Annotated in this window: 15 protein-coding genes; 4 read left to right on the plus strand and 11 right to left on the minus strand. The window is 63.7% G+C overall.

Translation table 11 applies throughout. The features are described 5' to 3' along the window. Nucleotides 1-164: 164 nt before the first annotated feature. From acnA to FDP28_RS15890, 3 genes are all read right to left on the minus strand, one after another. Nucleotides 165-2,972 (minus strand): aconitate hydratase AcnA, encoded by a 2,808-nt coding sequence (acnA, locus tag FDP28_RS15880; RefSeq protein ID WP_144662514.1) that lies wholly within the window; start codon nt 2,970-2,972, stop codon nt 165-167. Nucleotides 2,973-3,204: 232 nt separating this feature from the next. Beyond that, nucleotides 3,205-4,581 (minus strand): class I SAM-dependent RNA methyltransferase, encoded by a 1,377-nt coding sequence (locus FDP28_RS15885; RefSeq protein WP_144662515.1) that lies wholly within the window; start codon nt 4,579-4,581, stop codon nt 3,205-3,207. Continuing rightward, nucleotides 4,578-6,554: an APC family permease gene (locus FDP28_RS15890; protein WP_144662516.1), complete on the minus strand. Its 1,977-nt coding sequence runs from the start codon at nt 6,552-6,554 to the stop codon at nt 4,578-4,580. Before FDP28_RS15890 ends, FDP28_RS15885 begins: the two co-directional genes overlap by 4 nt. Before the next feature lie 114 nt (nt 6,555-6,668). Here FDP28_RS15890 and FDP28_RS15895 point away from each other — a divergent pair, with 114 nt between their 5' ends. Together FDP28_RS15895 and FDP28_RS15900 are read left to right on the plus strand one after the other, a co-directional pair. After that, on the plus strand, nt 6,669-7,340 hold the full coding sequence (locus FDP28_RS15895) for a potassium channel family protein (protein ID WP_144662625.1): 672 nt from the start codon (nt 6,669-6,671) through the stop codon (nt 7,338-7,340). After that, the gene (locus FDP28_RS15900; protein WP_144662517.1) at nt 7,340-8,074 is read left to right on the plus strand and encodes a potassium channel family protein; all 735 of its coding nucleotides are present in this window, start codon (nt 7,340-7,342) and stop codon (nt 8,072-8,074) included. The genes FDP28_RS15895 and FDP28_RS15900 overlap by 1 nt, the downstream gene beginning before the upstream one ends. On the opposite strand, the gene FDP28_RS15905 is transcribed toward FDP28_RS15900, so the two are convergent. From FDP28_RS15905 to dut, 4 genes are all read right to left on the minus strand, one after another. After that, entirely contained in the window at nt 8,041-8,823 is a 783-nt protein-coding gene (locus FDP28_RS15905; RefSeq protein ID WP_144662518.1) for a DUF3159 domain-containing protein, read from the minus strand. The genes FDP28_RS15900 and FDP28_RS15905 overlap by 34 nt on opposite strands. Further along, nucleotides 8,820-9,197, minus strand: a complete 378-nt coding sequence (locus FDP28_RS15910; protein WP_260842499.1) for a hypothetical protein — start codon at nt 9,195-9,197, stop codon at nt 8,820-8,822. The genes FDP28_RS15905 and FDP28_RS15910 overlap by 4 nt, the downstream gene beginning before the upstream one ends. Continuing rightward, entirely contained in the window at nt 9,190-9,948 is a 759-nt protein-coding gene (locus tag FDP28_RS15915; protein ID WP_144662519.1) for a DUF3710 domain-containing protein, read from the minus strand. The genes FDP28_RS15910 and FDP28_RS15915 overlap by 8 nt, the downstream gene beginning before the upstream one ends. Nucleotides 9,949-10,049: 101 nt before the next feature. After that, nucleotides 10,050-10,580, minus strand: a complete 531-nt coding sequence (gene dut / locus FDP28_RS15920) for a dUTP diphosphatase (protein ID WP_144662520.1) — start codon at nt 10,578-10,580, stop codon at nt 10,050-10,052. A 94-nt stretch (nt 10,581-10,674) separates the two neighbouring features. Between dut and FDP28_RS15925 the strand changes: the two genes are divergently transcribed. Beyond that, entirely contained in the window at nt 10,675-11,172 is a 498-nt protein-coding gene (locus FDP28_RS15925; RefSeq protein WP_186313659.1) for a DUF3093 domain-containing protein, read from the plus strand. A 39-nt stretch (nt 11,173-11,211) separates the two neighbouring features. On the opposite strand, the gene FDP28_RS15930 is transcribed toward FDP28_RS15925, so the two are convergent. Beyond that, nucleotides 11,212-11,511 (minus strand): DUF4193 domain-containing protein, encoded by a 300-nt coding sequence (locus tag FDP28_RS15930; protein WP_018778688.1) that lies wholly within the window; start codon nt 11,509-11,511, stop codon nt 11,212-11,214. 282 nt (nt 11,512-11,793) lie between these two features. Between FDP28_RS15930 and sepH the strand changes: the two genes are divergently transcribed. After that, nucleotides 11,794-13,137 (plus strand): septation protein SepH, encoded by a 1,344-nt coding sequence (sepH, locus tag FDP28_RS15935; RefSeq protein WP_144662521.1) that lies wholly within the window; start codon nt 11,794-11,796, stop codon nt 13,135-13,137. Here the strand turns inward: sepH and FDP28_RS15940 are convergent. From FDP28_RS15940 to FDP28_RS15950, 3 genes are read right to left on the minus strand one after another with little or no spacing between them, the layout of a single operon-like run. Then, entirely contained in the window at nt 13,134-13,871 is a 738-nt protein-coding gene (locus FDP28_RS15940; RefSeq protein WP_144662522.1) for a thymidine kinase, read from the minus strand. The two genes, sepH and FDP28_RS15940, sit on opposite strands and share 4 nt — an antisense overlap. Further along, nucleotides 13,864-15,078, minus strand: a complete 1,215-nt coding sequence (locus tag FDP28_RS15945) for an alkaline phosphatase family protein (RefSeq protein WP_144662523.1) — start codon at nt 15,076-15,078, stop codon at nt 13,864-13,866. Before FDP28_RS15945 ends, FDP28_RS15940 begins: the two co-directional genes overlap by 8 nt. Next, nucleotides 15,075-15,800, minus strand: a complete 726-nt coding sequence (locus FDP28_RS15950) for a DUF5998 family protein (RefSeq protein WP_144662524.1) — start codon at nt 15,798-15,800, stop codon at nt 15,075-15,077. The genes FDP28_RS15945 and FDP28_RS15950 overlap by 4 nt, the downstream gene beginning before the upstream one ends. Nucleotides 15,801-15,837: the final 37 nt, after the last annotated feature.

Genomic DNA, 15,837 nt, shown 5'->3' on the forward strand with positions numbered 1-15,837 from the left:
GGTGAATGACGTGCTCGTTAACTTTAGCGCGTGCCCGGAGTCCACGCGTTTCCCGGCGGCATCACCGCTGGGGCGCCAGCTGTCCTGGACGCCAGCAGCCCCGGCCGGTCGGATGACCAGCCGGGGCTGCATGGCGCGGAATCAGCTGTGACCAGACGGATTCGCTATGCGGAGATCTGCCGCAGGACGTACTGCAGGATGCCACCGTTGCGGTAGTAGTCCGCTTCACCCGGGGTGTCGATGCGCAGCACGGCGTCGAAGGACTTGGACGAGCCATCCTCAGCCGTTGCCGTGACCTTGAGGGTCTTCGGCGTGGTGCCGTTGTTCAGCTCGGTGACGCCTTCCACGGAGAAGGTCTCCGTGCCGGAGAGGCCGAGGGTCGCAGCGGATTCGCCTGCGGGGAACTGCAGCGGAAGAACACCCATGCCGATCAGGTTGGAGCGGTGGATACGCTCGTAGCTTTCGGCGATGACTGCCTTGACGCCCAGGAGGGCGGTACCCTTGGCTGCCCAGTCACGGGACGAGCCGGAACCGTACTCCTTGCCGGCCAGGACAACCAGGGGCGTTCCTGCTGCCTGGTAGTTCTGGGCGGCGTCGTAGACGTAGGCCTGCGGTGCGCCTTCCTGGGTGAAGTCGCGGGTGAAGCCACCTTCAACGCCATCCAGGAGCTGGTTCTTGATGCGGATGTTGGCGAAGGTGCCACGGATCATGACTTCGTGGTTGCCACGGCGCGAACCGTAGGAGTTGAAGTCCTTGCGCTCCACGCCGTTGGCCAGCAGGTACTGGCCTGCAGGAGTGTCCGACTTGAAGGAACCGGCCGGGGAAATGTGGTCGGTAGTGACGGAGTCGCCAAGCTTCAGGAGCACGCGGGCACCCTGGATGTCCTGGACGGGGTCCGGCTGGGCCTTCATGCCTTCGAAGTATGGGGGCTTCCGGACGTACGTGGAGTCCTGGTCCCAGGCGAAGGTGTCACCGGCAGGAGTGTCGAGTGCCTTCCAGCGCTCGTCGCCGTCGAAGACGCCTTCGTAGCCCTTGGCAAACATGCCCTCGTCGATGGAGGAGTCGATGACCTGCTGGACTTCGGTGGGGTTCGGCCAGATGTCCTTGAGGAAGACCTCGTTGCCCTCGGAGTCCGTGCCCAGGGCGTCGGTGTCGAAGTCGAAGTCCATGGAACCGGCAAGGGCGTAGGCGATGACCAGGGGCGGGGACGCCAGGTAGTTCATCTTGACGTCCGGGTTGATGCGGCCTTCGAAGTTACGGTTACCGGAAAGGACAGCCGTCACGGAGAGGTCGTTCGCCTGGATCGCTTCGGAGATTTCCGGCTCGAGCGGGCCGGAGTTACCGATGCAGGTGGCACAGCCGTAACCCACGATGTAGAAGCCAAGCTTCTCCAGGTACGGGGTCAGTCCGGACTTCTCGTAGTAGTCGGTGACTACCTTGGAACCGGGAGCAACGGAGGTCTTGACCCACGGCTTGGAGGTGAGGCCCTTGTCAACGGCGTTGCGGGCAAGCAGGGCTGCAGCAAGCATCACCGAGGGGTTGGACGTGTTGGTGCAGGACGTGATCGATGCGATCGATACTGCGCCGTGGTCCAGTTCGAACTCGCGGCCGTCGGCCGTGGTGACCTTCACCGGCGACGACGGGCGGCCGTTGGCGCCGTTGGCTGCCGAGAAGACACGGTCCGTCTCCGTGGTGTGCGAATCAGCGTGCGTGAACGACGGGGCGTCCGAGGCCGGGAAGGTCTCGTCCAAGGCCTCGTCCACACTGCCGTCTTCGATGGCGACGTAGTTGTGGATGTCCTTGCGGAACTGCTCCTTGGCGTCCGTGAGCTCAATGCGGTCCTGGGGACGCTTCGGGCCGGAGATGGACGGCACAACAGTGGAGAGGTCCAGTTCGAGGAACTCGGAGAAGCGCAGTTCGCGGGAAGGATCGTGCCAGAGGCCCTGTTCCTTGGCGTATGCCTCCACGAGGGAGACGTTCTCTTCGGAGCGGCCCGTCAGGCGCAGGTAGTCAAGCGTGACGTCGTCGATCGGGAACATGGCAGCCGTGGAGCCGAATTCCGGGCTCATGTTGCCGATGGTTGCACGGTTGGCCAGCGGCACAGCCGCAACGCCCTCGCCGTAGAACTCCACGAACTTGCCAACCACACCGTGCTTGCGGAGCATTTCGGTGATGGTCAGCACGACGTCGGTGGCCGTGGCGCCTGCGGGGATGCTGCCGTTGAGCTTGAAGCCGACAACGCGGGGAATCAGCATGGAGACGGGCTGGCCGAGCATCGCTGCCTCGGCTTCAATGCCGCCAACGCCCCAGCCCAGGACACCGAGGCCGTTGACCATGGTGGTGTGGGAGTCGGTACCGACGCAGGTGTCGGGGTAGGCGCGAAGCACACCGTCGACCTCGCGGGTCATGACCGTTCGTGCCAGGTATTCGATGTTGACCTGGTGGACGATACCGGTTCCCGGAGGAACAACCTTGAAGTCATCGAACGCCGTCTGGCCCCAGCGAAGGAACTGGTAGCGCTCACCATTGCGCTGGTATTCGATCTCCATGTTGCGCTCCAGTGCGCCGGAGTTACCGAAAGCATCGATCTGGACGGAGTGGTCGATGACCATTTCTGCCGGCGCCAGCGGGTTGACGCGCTTGGGATCGCCGCCAAGCTCCTTGACGGCTTCACGCATGGTGGCGAGGTCGACGACGCAGGGAACACCAGTGAAGTCCTGCATGATGACACGTGCCGGGGTGAACTGGATTTCCGTGTCGGGCTCCGCATTGGGGTCCCAACCGGCAAGGGCGCGGACATGGTCAGCCGTTATATTGGCGCCATCCTCAGTCCGCAGGAGGTTTTCAAGCAATACCTTAAGGCTGAACGGAAGGCTGTCTGCGCCCTCTACGGAGTTCAACCGGAAAATTTCATAGTCGGTGCCGGCTACATTCAGTACGCCTTTGGAACCGAAGCTGTCCACAGTGCTCATGGCAGGACTCCTCTCGCAACAGTTTCATCTTTGTCGCGTGGTTGGCCGCTAGCCAGTTAGGCGCACCTTACTTAGCCGGGCGGCATCTTTGTTGGTCACCCCGCCCCTGGAGGCCTTCGCATCCAACGGAACGGGACTACTAGGCCCATCGTAGTGGCTTTATCTCCGTCGAGGGCAGGAGCCACCAAAGCCGCCGCGACCGCAGTCTCCCGCGGACCGGCGGCCGGCCCCCTTAGGCTGCCGGGACAAGCAGGCCGACAGTTTCCAAGTGGTGCGTGTGGGGGTAAAGATCAAAGGCGCGCAGCGACTCAAGCCGCCAGCCGCCCTGGTGGAAGTAACCCAGATCACGCGCAAAGGACGCGGGATCGCAGGACACATAGGCGATGGCGCGGGGGCCGGTGGCCATAAGTTGCTTGACCACTGCCTTGCCGGCGCCGGCGCGCGGCGGGTCCAGCACCAAGGAGTCGAAACTGCGGGCACGCTGATGCAGCACCCGCTCCACCCTGCCCTGGATGATCTCCACCTGGGGTGCTCCATGGAGGTTTTTCCGTGCGTCCCGGCTGGTACCCGGGGAGCCTTCGACCGACAGAACCGTACCGGTCACCCCCACAACATCCGCCAGAAGGGCCGTAAACAGTCCCGCACCGGCATACAGATCGGCCACGGCAGCGCCGGGGTGCAAATACCCACCCCCGGAAAGATAGTCGGTCACGGCGCCCGCCAGCGTGTCCGGCGCTTCCTTGTGGATTTGCCAGAAACCCTCACCGGTGACCCGGTACTCGTGGCCGGCGGCACTCTCCTGCACCCACGTCCTCCCCCGGAGTTGCCGGACCTCGCCCTTGCCCGGCTCAAAGGCCGCCACCGAGACGTCGTGGGGAAGTTGGGAGACGATGCTGTGCAGCCTTTTGGGGCTGGTGCCCTCTTCCGGCGCCAGCAGCACCAGGGGCCGGGAACCGTTGGATGGAACGGCGACCTCGACCCGGGCAATGCCGGAAAGATCGACATCCCATAACCCGAGATCGTTGATTCCTTGAAGTGCCAGCGGCATCTCCTTGATGGGCAGCACCACGTCAGATCGATGCGCGTGCATTCCGAGGCGACCGTTGGGCGTTACCGCGAAGCTGGCGCGCGTGCGCCAGCCGAGTCCGCCGTCGTCGGAAGCTCCTACGGCCTCCACTTCAGTGGCGAGGTCGAGGCCCGCGAGCCGCTTCAACTGCTCAGCCAGGACGTCTGCTTTCAGCTCCCGCTGCCTGGCAAGGGAGATATGCCCGAGCTCGGCACCGCCGACAGGAGGGGTGCCGCGTTTCCAGGAGGCCAGGGCGTCGGCCGGCTTCCAGAAATGGGGAACGCGATCGGGTGAGGGTTCGAGGACCTCGACGACGTCGGCACGCCAGAAGCGCGACGACTCACCGGCGTCGGTCAACCTGATACGGACCTTCTCACCGGGAATGGCATGGCGGACGAAGATGACCCGGCCTTCGTGGCGTGCCACGAAATGCCCGCCATGGGCGATGGGACCGACGGTGACGACCGCTTCATTGCCTTCCACTGCTTGGTTTCCAGGGGTATCGCTGTGCCCCGTGAGGGCGGAATTGCTGTGGGAGGTCATTGGGTATCCTGCAGTGCCTTTGCTTCTTCGGACGATTTCAGCTGCCAGGGAACGCTGGCAACCATGACTCCGGGTTCAAAGTGGAGCCTCGTCTTGATTCTGAGTGCTGTCTGGTTGTGGACCAGCTGTTCCCACCATTTACCCACCACGTACTCGGGAATGTAGACGACGATGAGGTCACGTGGTGAGTCGCGGCGCATGTTCTTGATGTAATCCATGATGGGCGTCACGGTCTCGCGGTAGGGGCTGGCCAATACTGTCAGCGGAACGGGAATTTCCAGTTTTTCCCAGTCCCTGACGGTGTGTTCGGTCTCTTCGGAGTTGATGTCAACGGTCACGGCGTCCAGCCGGGACGGCCGCGAAGCGCGGGCATAGGCCAGGGCCCGCAGGACGGGCTTGCGGACGTGCGAGACCAGGAGCACAGCATGGACACGTGTCGGCAGGGCGCGTGGGGAGGAATCCTCGTCCACGGCGAGCTCCTTGGCCACGTTGTCATAGTGGGCGCGGATGCTCCACATGATGAGGAACAGGATGAACATGGCGAGCAAGGCAATCCAGGCTCCCTGCTCGAACTTGGTGATCAGGACAATGACCAGCACCAGTGCCGTCATGCCGAAGCCCATCATGTTGATGGTGCGGGATTTGATGATCCTGCGGCGGACAACTTTGTCCTTCGCCAGCTTCAGCTCGCGGCCCCAGTGGCGGATCATGCCAAGTTGGCTGGCTGTGAAGGAAATGAAGACACCCACGATGTACAGCTGGATCAGCTTGGTGACATCTGCATTGAACGCCAGGATCAGCACCAGCGCTCCCGCTGCCAGGGCCAGGACGCCGTTGCTGAAGGCGAGCCTGTCGCCGCGGGTCCGCAGCTGGCGCGGAAGGTAGCCATCCTGGGCGAGGATGGAGCCCAGAACCGGGAATCCGTTGAAGGCTGTATTGGAAGCAAACACAAGGATGATGCCCGTGGCTGCCACCACCACATAGAAAGGTATGGAACCGGCCCCGAAGATCGTGTCGGCGATCTGGCTGATCGCCGGAGTCTGGATGTACCCCTCGTCCAGAGGCTTGCCGTCCACCAAAAACTCCTGGGCCGGGTCCAGCACGATATGCACCTTGGTGGCGTTGGCCAGATACAGGATGCCGGCCAACATGGAGGCAGCGATGACACCAAGCAGCAGCAAGGTGGTTGCGGCGTTCTTGCTCTTGGGCTTCTTGAAGTTGGGCACGCCGTTGCTGATGGCTTCGACACCTGTCAGGGCTGCGGCGCCCGAGGAGAAGGCACGAAGCAGCAGGAAGGCACCGGCCAGGCCAACCAGGCCTTCATCGAAACCAGGTGCGGGAACGATGGTGAAGTGTGCAGACGGCGCCTCCCCTAACTGGCCTGTGGCTGCCTGGAAGATACCCACCGCGGTCATGCCAAGGATGGACGCCATGAAGATGTAGGTGGGAACAGCGAACACGGTGCCGGCCTCTTTGATACCCCGCAGGTTGACCAGCGCCAGGATGATCACACCGATGGTGGCAATGAGGGCTTGCTGTCCATGAAGTGACGGGATGGCAGTCGTCAGATACGTGGCCGCCGAGGACATCGACACCGCAACAGTGAGGACATAATCCACCAGCAAGGCCGACGCAACGGTCAGGCCGGCGTACTTGCCAAGATTGACGTTCGCGATCTCGTAATCGCCGCCACCGGAAGGGTAGGCGTGGACATTCTGACGATAGGACGCCACGACTGTGAGCAATACCACCATGACGGCGAGGCCAACCAACGGTGAAAACGCCACTGCGCTGACGCCGGCAAGGGCGAGTGTGAGCAGGATTTCGTCCGGTGCGTACGCCACCGAGGACAGGGCGTCCGAGGCGAAGATCGGCAAGGCGATGCGTTTGGGCAGCAGCGTGTGGGACAGCCGGTCGTTCCGGAAGGGCCGGCCCACCAGCACCCGCTTCGCGGCATTCAAAATTGTCAGCACTCCGCAAAGCTACTCTGAATACCCTGCGATGTCATGACGGCGAAGACGTGCTTAGCCACGTGGCAACGGTAAAGTCATACCGAGCGGCAGGGACGACACACATTAGGAGACATGGTGGCTCACTTCGTGATCATGGGTTGCGGGCGTGTTGGCGCAACCCTGGCACACACTTTGGAGGATGCAGGCCATTCGGTGGCCATCATCGATCAGGACGAGCGGGCCTTCCGCCGTTTGCGCAAGTCCTTCACCGGGCGGAAAGTCACTGGTGTCGGCTTCGACCGGGACACCCTAAAGCAAGCAGGCGTGCAGGAGGCCTACGCATTCGCGGCGGTCTCGAGCGGTGACAACTCCAACATCCTGGCCACCCGTGTAGCCCGCGAGACCTTCCACGTCGCCCACGTGGTGGCACGCATCTACGATCCCGGACGCGCCGAAATCTACCAGCGCCTGGGAATCCCCACGGTTGCCGCGGTGCGCTGGAGCGCCGACCAGGTCCTCCGCCGGATCCTGCCCGAACAGCATTTGGCAGGCGATTACCGCGAACCGTCCGGACGCCTGGTCCTGGCCGAAGTGGACCTTCACCCGGAATGGATCGGCCACAGGCTCAGCTCCATCGAACAAGCCGCAGGTATCCGCATCGCTTTCCTGACCCGTTTCGGCGAGGGCCTGCTCCCCCAGGCCGGCACCGCCTACCAGGAAGGCGACACTGTCCACGCCATGTTGAACCTGGAACGCACTTCCGAGATCAGCCGGATCCTCGCCAAAGCACCCGCCAAGGAGTCTTAGTGAAAGTTGTCATCGTTGGCGCAGGCAGCGTCGGCTCATCCATCGCGCGTGAGCTGCTGGCCCATCAACACCAGATCCTGTTGATCGATCTCAAGCCCGAAGTCATCGGACGCAGTGGACTCCGGGGCGCCCGCTGGCTGGTGGGCGATGCCTGCGAATTGAGCACCCTGCAGGACGCCAAACTTGACGATGCCGACGTCGTGGTTTCGGCCACCGGCGACGACAAAGTCAACCTGGTGGTCTCACTCCTGGCCAAAACCGAATTCGGCGTGGGACGTACGGTGGGACGCGTCAACAACCCGAAGAACGACTGGATGTTCAACGACTCCTGGGGCGTCGACGTCGCGGTCAATACCCCGCAGCTCATGACGGCCCTCGTGGAGGAAGCGGTGGAGATTGGCGACATCGTGCGCCTGCTTACCCTGCAAACCGGTGTCGCGTCCATTGTCGAATTCACGGTTCCGCACGACTCCCATGTCATTGGAAGTACGGTGGGCGATATCGAGTGGCCGGAAGATGCCACGCTTGTGGCGATCCTGCGCGACCAGGCCCCTATTACCCCTACCCGCGATGACGTCCTGGACGGCGGTGACGAACTGTTCTTCGTCACCACCATTGCAGCCGAAAACGGCCTCCGCGCCTTGTTATCGCGGAATTCACCGGCAGGCGAGGCGCGCGGGGAGCACGCCGAAGAAGCCGATCAGGTTTCTGACGACGACGGCTTCGACGGCTGAACTGCCGGCTTGGTCACAAGCCAGGCAACCCACAAGCCCAGGATGTAAAGCGGTGCACCCATCAGGAGCCGGGTAGTGGCGAGGGCGGTCAATCCGGCCTCGCCCATGAAATACAGCGGTACTTGCACCACCAGGCGCAAGGCCAGCACGGCCACCACGATCCACGTGCCCAGCTTGTAGGCACGGAGCCGTTCCGGGTCCTTCCGCCATTCGAGTCCCTCGTTGCGCACGAAGCCGAAGAGCAGGCCGGCAACAGGCCATTTGAGCACGATCGAAAGCACCATGGCGGCGATGTAGGCCAGGTTGGTGAAGAAGCCCAGCACATAGAAGTCCTCGGCCTTGCCGGTGGTGTTCGCCAACCAGGCCGAGATGCCGACGCCGACAACGCCTGCCAGCGCCTGCGTCAAGGGGCGCCGCTGGATGAGGCGCACGACCGTGAAGACTGCGGCGGCAGCAAGTGCCGCAATGAGCGACGGCGTCAGGTCGCGTGTGATGGTGAAGGTCACCAGGAAGACCAGCCCCGGGAAGATGCTCTCGGCGATGCCCTGCACGCCGCCGGCCGACTTCAGCATGTCGACGTGGCCGGCGCTGTTGCGGTGGAGTCCGGCTTTCTCGGCGTACCCGGCGGCGATGTCGGACATGCGCGGGCCTTCGCCGGCGGGCTTGGGCGCATCCGCGGGATGGGTGCTGCCCTGCTGGTTCGAGGACGACCCGCTGTCCTTGGGCTCTGATCCGTTGGCCACGGTCATAGGTGCTCCTGACGGGAAAGTATTTCGTAGCGCGGGTTGAACATGGCAGGGAAGCCGTCGAGCTGGGTCACCATTCCGTCGAGGCGAAGTTCAACGCCCGCCTCGATGCCGGGCACCCGCGTGCGTCCCAGCCAGATCACACGTAAGCGATCGTACTGTTTCCTGGAGCCCGCAGCCGTAGGCGGTGCTTGCACCCCAGGACGCAACGCGTCCACCACGATGGCGGAGAAGAACGGTTGCGTGCTGGGCGGCTGGTGCGTCACGGACTCGATGAAACCGACGCACACGGCTTTTCCCCGTTCGGGAAGGTCACGGATCCCCACTTCCACGGGAGGTTGGGCAGCCACTCCACCGTTGCCTGGCAAATCAGCCAATCTGGGTGGTCTCCGGGCCTCGCTCAGGCTGCTGCAAGGAAGGGCCCGACGGCGGGACGGCACCTTGGGGAGCACCGGCCTGGCCGGGTACAGCGGCATCCTTGGGTAAGCGCAGCTGCAGCAATTCGCGCGGAGGCATCGGATTGTCGCCGCGGACCACCACCACGCGGCGGAACAGTTCCTCAAGGTCTGCAGCAGCGCCACGTTCCAAGGCCGCCTGTCCGCCCAGGACGCCGCGAAGGAACCAACGCGGTCCATCCACGCCCATGAAGCGTGCGGCGCGGAAGCCCTTGCTTCCGTCAGCAGCTTCGGCAGGCAGCTTGGCCACAAGCTCTGATCCGAACTCGCCCTGGATTTCCTCGGTCTCGCCGCCCTGGCTGGCTACGGACTGGGAGATCTGCTCCCGGATTTCATCCCAGAGCCCTTCGGAGCGGGGGGCAGCAAACGCCTGAAGCTGCAGGCTGGAGCCGCCCAGGTCCAGGGTCACGGCGACGACACGCTGAGTGGCCTCTTCCACCTCCAAACGGAGCTGGAGGCCTTCAGAGGGAGCGATCAGGAGGGCGCCGAGATCCACATAACCTTCGCGGCTATCGATCTCATCAACGTCCAGCGGTCCCTTGCCGAGGCGGAAGTCGCCGGGAACGCGGTCCCCGGCTGCCGGGGTCTCCTCAGTACCTGCACCGGATTCCTCGACGGTGCCGGCACTGCCTGCCCGCTCGGCCTTGGACTTTTTACCGCGCCCAAAAAGCATTGGGTTTTCTCCTTAGTAGTGATCTATCCCCAAGTAAACCGCAACCAGGTTGGTGCACGTTAACCAGGCCACGGCGTCAATCGTCGCTGGGAGCAGCCGGCTCAGGCCTTGGGTGCGTTGAATCCGCCGGTAGAGCCGAATCCTCCAGTGCCACGGACCGATTCGGACAACTGGTCAACGGTGACGAACCGTGCGTACTCGACCCTCTGGATCACCATCTGGGCAATCCTGTCGCCGCGCTTGAGGCTGATGGGGTTGCTTTGGTCGGTGTTCAGCAGGGTCACTGCTATTTCGCCCCTGTAGCCCGCGTCCACGGTTCCCGGTGCGTTGACGACAGTCAGTCCGTGTTTGGTAGCGAGCCCCGAACGCGGATGGATAAGGGCAACGAAGCCGTCCGGCAGGGCAATGGAGACTCCCGTCGGAACCAGCTTGCGCTCTCCAGGGGCCAGGTGCACATCCTCGCGTGCCCGGAGATCAGCTCCAGCGTCGCCGGGGTGGGCGTACGACGGCGCTTCCAGGCCGTCGTCGAGCATTTTCAGCTGAACGTCCAAGGTGGGGGCCCCATAACTGGTGGCCGCCTCCACATCGGGGCTTACGGCGTCTTCACTGAATACTGCGGTCTCATTGCTCACAGTGGTCCATTCTACTGTTACTGGCATTTCCTGTTTTCCCGTGGTCGCTGCCCCGGCGGACTCCCGGCGCCTGGTGGCCGGATAAACTGGGGGCATGCCTACGCCTGACCAGTCCTCGTCCGTGCCTGCCCGGAACACCCCCTCCCCTTCAGGAGTCCTGTACACGGAGAAACTCTGGCCCTCGTTGTGGATCTGGATCGTCGTCGTCGGACTCTCAAGCGCCGGCCTGCTGATGTTCGGCCCCATCAGCCCGGCCGCGGCCGCCATCGCTGCCCTTGCGTTGCTGGCCATCATGACCACCATGCTGGTCCTTTCGACTCCCACCATCACGGTCACCTCAGACACCGTCCGGGTGGGCCGGGCCAGCATTGACCGTGCGTTCGTAGGTTCAGTCCAGGCGTTCAGGAAGGCCGAAGCGACAGCTGAGCGCGGGCCGCGCCTGAACGGATTGGCCTACATGTGCTTCCGTGGCTGGATTGATCCCGTGGTCAAAATCGAGATCACCGATCCGGCCGACCGCACTCCTTACTGGCTGGCATCAACACGCAGGCCCGAAGAGCTCGTTGCGGCCCTGGCGGCACCGCGCTCCTGAAGCCAGCCGGCCGGTCCTGTTCAACTTTCACACCTAGGTTCAGCTTTCACACTCCGTGCAATACAGATGGCCGCCCCGTTCGGCAGCTATTTGGGACCTGTGCTTGACCAGGAAGCAGTTGAAGCACGTGAACTCATCAGGCTGCGGAGGCATGACCTGAATCAGGAGTTCCTCTCCGGAGAGGTCGGCTCCCGGCAGTTCGAACCCGTCAGCAAGATCTGTCTCATCGACATCAACCGCCGAGGACTGTTTTCCCGATTGGCGCGTCTTGAGCTCCTCCAGGGAATCCTCACTGACGTCTTCCTCTGTCTTCCGGGGAGCATCGTAATCGGTAGCCATGGTTTTTCCTTGTCTTCCGTCCCTGCTGTGGGTGGGATACCGGGCAACACGCTCTCGTGCCGCCCGGTGTATGCAACACCGGGCACGTCGGATTTGTGCCCGATATCGGCCAGATTGTCCTCCGCCGCCCAGCAAAAGTCCATAGCGCCCTCCTGGACCCGCTGATGCTCCCGATCTGCCCGCTTTCTGCGGAAAATCACGGCACGCCCTCGCTCCTAGTAGGAAATGCTCCCTGCTGGTGGCAGAGTTTCGAATGTCAGTTATGCCATGGTGGAGGGTGTTATGCAGGATCTACGGCTGGTAGGCGTCCACGACGACGGCGGGCACCTGCTCTTAAGCGGCCCGGGCGGTGCGATGTTCCAGCTTCCGATCGACGAGGCTTTGAGGGCAGCTGCGATTCGGACACCGGCACAGGTGGCCGCCCGCGCCTCCAACACGCCCATTGCCATGTCCCCCAGGGATATCCAGGCCAGAATCCGCAGCGGTGCGACCGCAGCAGAAGTTTCCGAACTCTCAGGCCTGCCACTGGCAAACGTCCAGCGCTACGAGGGTCCGGTCCTCGCCGAGCGCGAGTACGTTGCCCGCCAGGCCCGTGGGATTGAAGTTGCCGCCCCGGCTCCGGGCCATGACGCCTACCGTTCCGCATTCGGAGACGCACCGGCCACCCTGGGCGAAATGGTGGAGCACAGGCTTTCCGCACACGGCATCGACGCGTCGACAGTGGAGTGGGATTCATGGCGCCGCCCCGACGGTTCCTGGACTGTTGTTGCCAGGTTCGAGACCGTTCCCGGCACGCATGGCAGCATCGGCGAGGAACCACCGGCGATGTGGACGTTCAGCCCCCAACGCAAGTCCTTGCAGAACGCAAACCGCTGGGCCCAGCAGCTCAGCGAACTGGAGCCACTCGACGGCCCGGTACCTGCCCGGCGCCTCGCCGCGGTCTCCGACCGTCCCTTCGATTTTGAAACCGACGCCGAAACGGCTGCGCGCGCTTCCGCCAAGGAATCGGACAGCCTCCTGGACATGCTCCGCTCACGCCGCGGCCAGCGACTTGGCGTCGACGAGGACGGCGACGACGCCTTGGCCGTCTTGCTGAGCAACGTGCCTGCGGCCCACCCACGTCCGGGCGAGGACGAGGCCGAGTTGCCGACCGAAACCGACGACGCGAACCGCGGCTCCGAGGTTTCCGTGGAAGAGGAACTTGCCCGCAGGGAAGGCCGGCCCTCGATGCTGTCCCGGTTGAGCCTTGCGCCGCGCCACTTCGAAGCCGATGACGAAGACGATTCCCTGAAGCTCCACAATGGCGTAAGCACCGATACCCGGGAGATCACCGTCGTGGCGAGCCCGCTCCGTCCTGTCACGCCCCTTGTGGGCCGCAAACCGGCCGGCCTCGACGAGTTGCTGGGCGGCGGCCCGGCGGCTGAAGCACCTGTAAACGACGACGGCGGCCACGCTGAAGACGTCAGTGGCGACGTTGCAACCACAGACGAAGCACCCTCGGAAGAGGGCGGCGAACCGGCCGCCCGGCAACACGTCGAACCACCGGCAGAACGCCAACCGGCCCGGCCCAAGAGGTCGAGCATTCCCAGTTGGGATGAGATCGTCTTCGGAGCGCGCGGAGACTAGCTCTGAGTGCCCGGCTGGCCTTGCATGCCAGGCTGTCCGGCTCCCGGCCAGAGGCACGCATCGATGTCGAAAGGCAAGGGCTGATCGGCACCGGCCATAAGGTTGGCGCCATGGGCGGTGACCCTTCGCATGTAGTGCCGGCGGCACAGCGTTTCATAGCCCACGACGCCGGCATCGGACCGGCCTTCGCTGTCTCCGGAGGCAGGTGCGACATCGCCCACCATGACCTGTTCGCCTTCCACCACCATGATGCCGTTGAGCGTCCGGGCGTTCTGGGTAGCCCTTCGGCCGCACCAGCACAGCGCCTCGACCTGCAGGACCTGGACCCTGTCCGCCAGCTCAATGAGCCGCTGTGAGCCGGGGAACAATCGGGTTCTGAAATCAGATGTGATGCCGAACGCGAAGACGTCCACGTCCATCTCATCCACCACCCGTGCCAACTGTTCGACCTGGCCCGGTGAGTAGAACTGGGCTTCGTCACAGATGAGGTAGTCCACCCGGAGCCCGCTGGTTCGGCGGATCACCACTTCATCCCAGAAATCGGTTGCGTCTTCGACTTCCACTGCATCGGTCTGCAGGCCCAAGCGGCTCGAAATCACGGAATCGCCGGCCCGGTCGTTTCGGCTGAACCGGACACCACCACGTCCACGGGCGCGGTGGTTGTGGTCCATTTGTAGCGCCAGCGTCGATTTACCGCAGTCCATGGTCCCGGAGAAAAAGACCAGTTCAGCCACGTTTGCCCTTCCTGCCGGTTGCACTGAAGCACACAAGAGGCACTTCGCGCTCAGCCCGGGTCAAGGAACCATGCTGCCCCACGACTTCCAGTGAGGACGGACGCACGCGGCGGGTGTCGTACAGGGCCAGCGTATCCCTGGCCGCAATCATGACATCGCCGATCCTGGGAGCAACCGAAGGAAGAACGTCGCCGAACAGCCCGGCGGCCACGGCTTGTTCGCGCGTGAAGACCCAGATCCTCTCGCCAAACCGCCGCCTCCAGGCATCCACCAGCGAAGTGCGGTGGGCATCAGTGGCATCGGTTTCCAAGTAGAGATGCACCATGCGGGGTTCACCCGCTGTGTGCCGGACACCTGCCACCAGCGACTCATCGGCCGAGTAGTCGATCCGCTGGGATTCCGGGACGTCCAGCATGCCGTGGTCACCGGTCAACAGGATGGTGGTGCCTGCAGGCAGTGTCGCGGAGAGCCGCTTTACCGTGGAGTCAAGCTCCTCGATCTGGTGCTCCCAGCGCTCGGACTGGCATCCGTAGCGGTGACCGGCCTTGTCCAATTCGTTGGCGTAGAAGTACATCAGCGACCGGCCCCCGCCGGACATGGCCTCGGCGGCCGCGGCGGTCCGGGCGTGCAGGGACGTCCCACCCACGAAGCGACTCCCGCGTAGCGCTGCTTGTGTCATGGGCGAGTTGCCGAACTGGGGCAGGCTCACGGTGACAACGTCCAGCTCCTGGGCTACGCGTTCAAAGACCGTTGGATGGGGCTGCCACGTCGCTGGATCCACCTGGGCGTCCCAGTTGCCAAGAAGGTTGACCACCTTGTCCTGGGCGGGGTCCAGCACGTCATAACCGACCATTCCGTGGTGTCCGGCCGGCAGCCCTGTGCCAAGGCTCGCCAGGGAAGCTGCCGTGGTGCTGGGAAAAGCAGCATCCAGCCAGGTCGGGACGTTCCCTTGGCCTGCGGCAACAATCGAACGCAGGAACGGTGTGTGGGAGGCCTTCTGCTTGAGCAGGTTCCGTCCCAGTCCATCGGCGAGGACAACGCAGACACGCTGGGTGGATGGCAGCTGGAGCTGGTTGGTGAAACCGGGGACACCGAGGGCTGCCGCGGAACTCGTCAGAACTTCAGCGATCGATTTGGTCCCGAAGAGCGGTGGTGCCGGAAGCTCGGTTGTCGTCGTCGACGCAGGCGTCTGCGCGGTGCCGCTCAACGCTGGTGCCCGCGGCTCAGGCGGTTGCTGAAAACGCCCGAACGAGGCCTGGGGGCCGGAATACTGGAGTGCTGGACCGGGGCCGGGTTTCCCGTGTTGACTGCACGCAGGGCGCGCGCAAAGAGTTTGGCGTCCTGGACAGCCTGAAGCCCGTCAGCTTCGGCGCTGATGCGCAACACAATGTCTTCCTGGGCGATGGTCCCGGTGTAGCCGTGATCGGCCTCGCACTGGGGATCACCGCAGCTTGCCGGCCCCATGTCCAGCCGCTGCCCACCCGACCACGCGATGGATACGGTCAGCTCCCGGACGGGATCGGAGGACTTGTAGTTTTGCGGCTGGGAGTACATGTAGCTGAGGACCACCGAGCGGATCTGGGCAACCGGCACTGACTCCGTGGAGATCTGCGCAACGATCTGCTCGCCTGCCTCGTCCAGCTGCTGGTCATCGACATGGGTGATCACCAGCATGTCTTCCGTCAGCACCAGCACGGTGATGTGGCGCCGGACCTCCGCGCGGTCGAAGTGCGTCTCCAGGTGGACCAGGTGCGACAAGCACTCACGGCCATCCAAGGCGTCATCGACGACGTCGGCCACCAACCGGGGGTAGAAACCGGCCTGCTGCAGGGCCTGCTCCAGGCTTTGTCCCTGCGAGCTGTGGTTGTGCGCGGCATGGTTCCCATTGTTGGACGGGCGGGATTGAGGCGTCGGAGACTGGGTGCTCATTCCCCCATTTTCACAGATCGCTTGGGGACTTCCTAAC

This window comes from Paenarthrobacter nicotinovorans (assembly GCF_007670255.1).
GTDB lineage: Bacteria > Actinomycetota > Actinomycetes > Actinomycetales > Micrococcaceae > Arthrobacter > Arthrobacter nicotinovorans_B.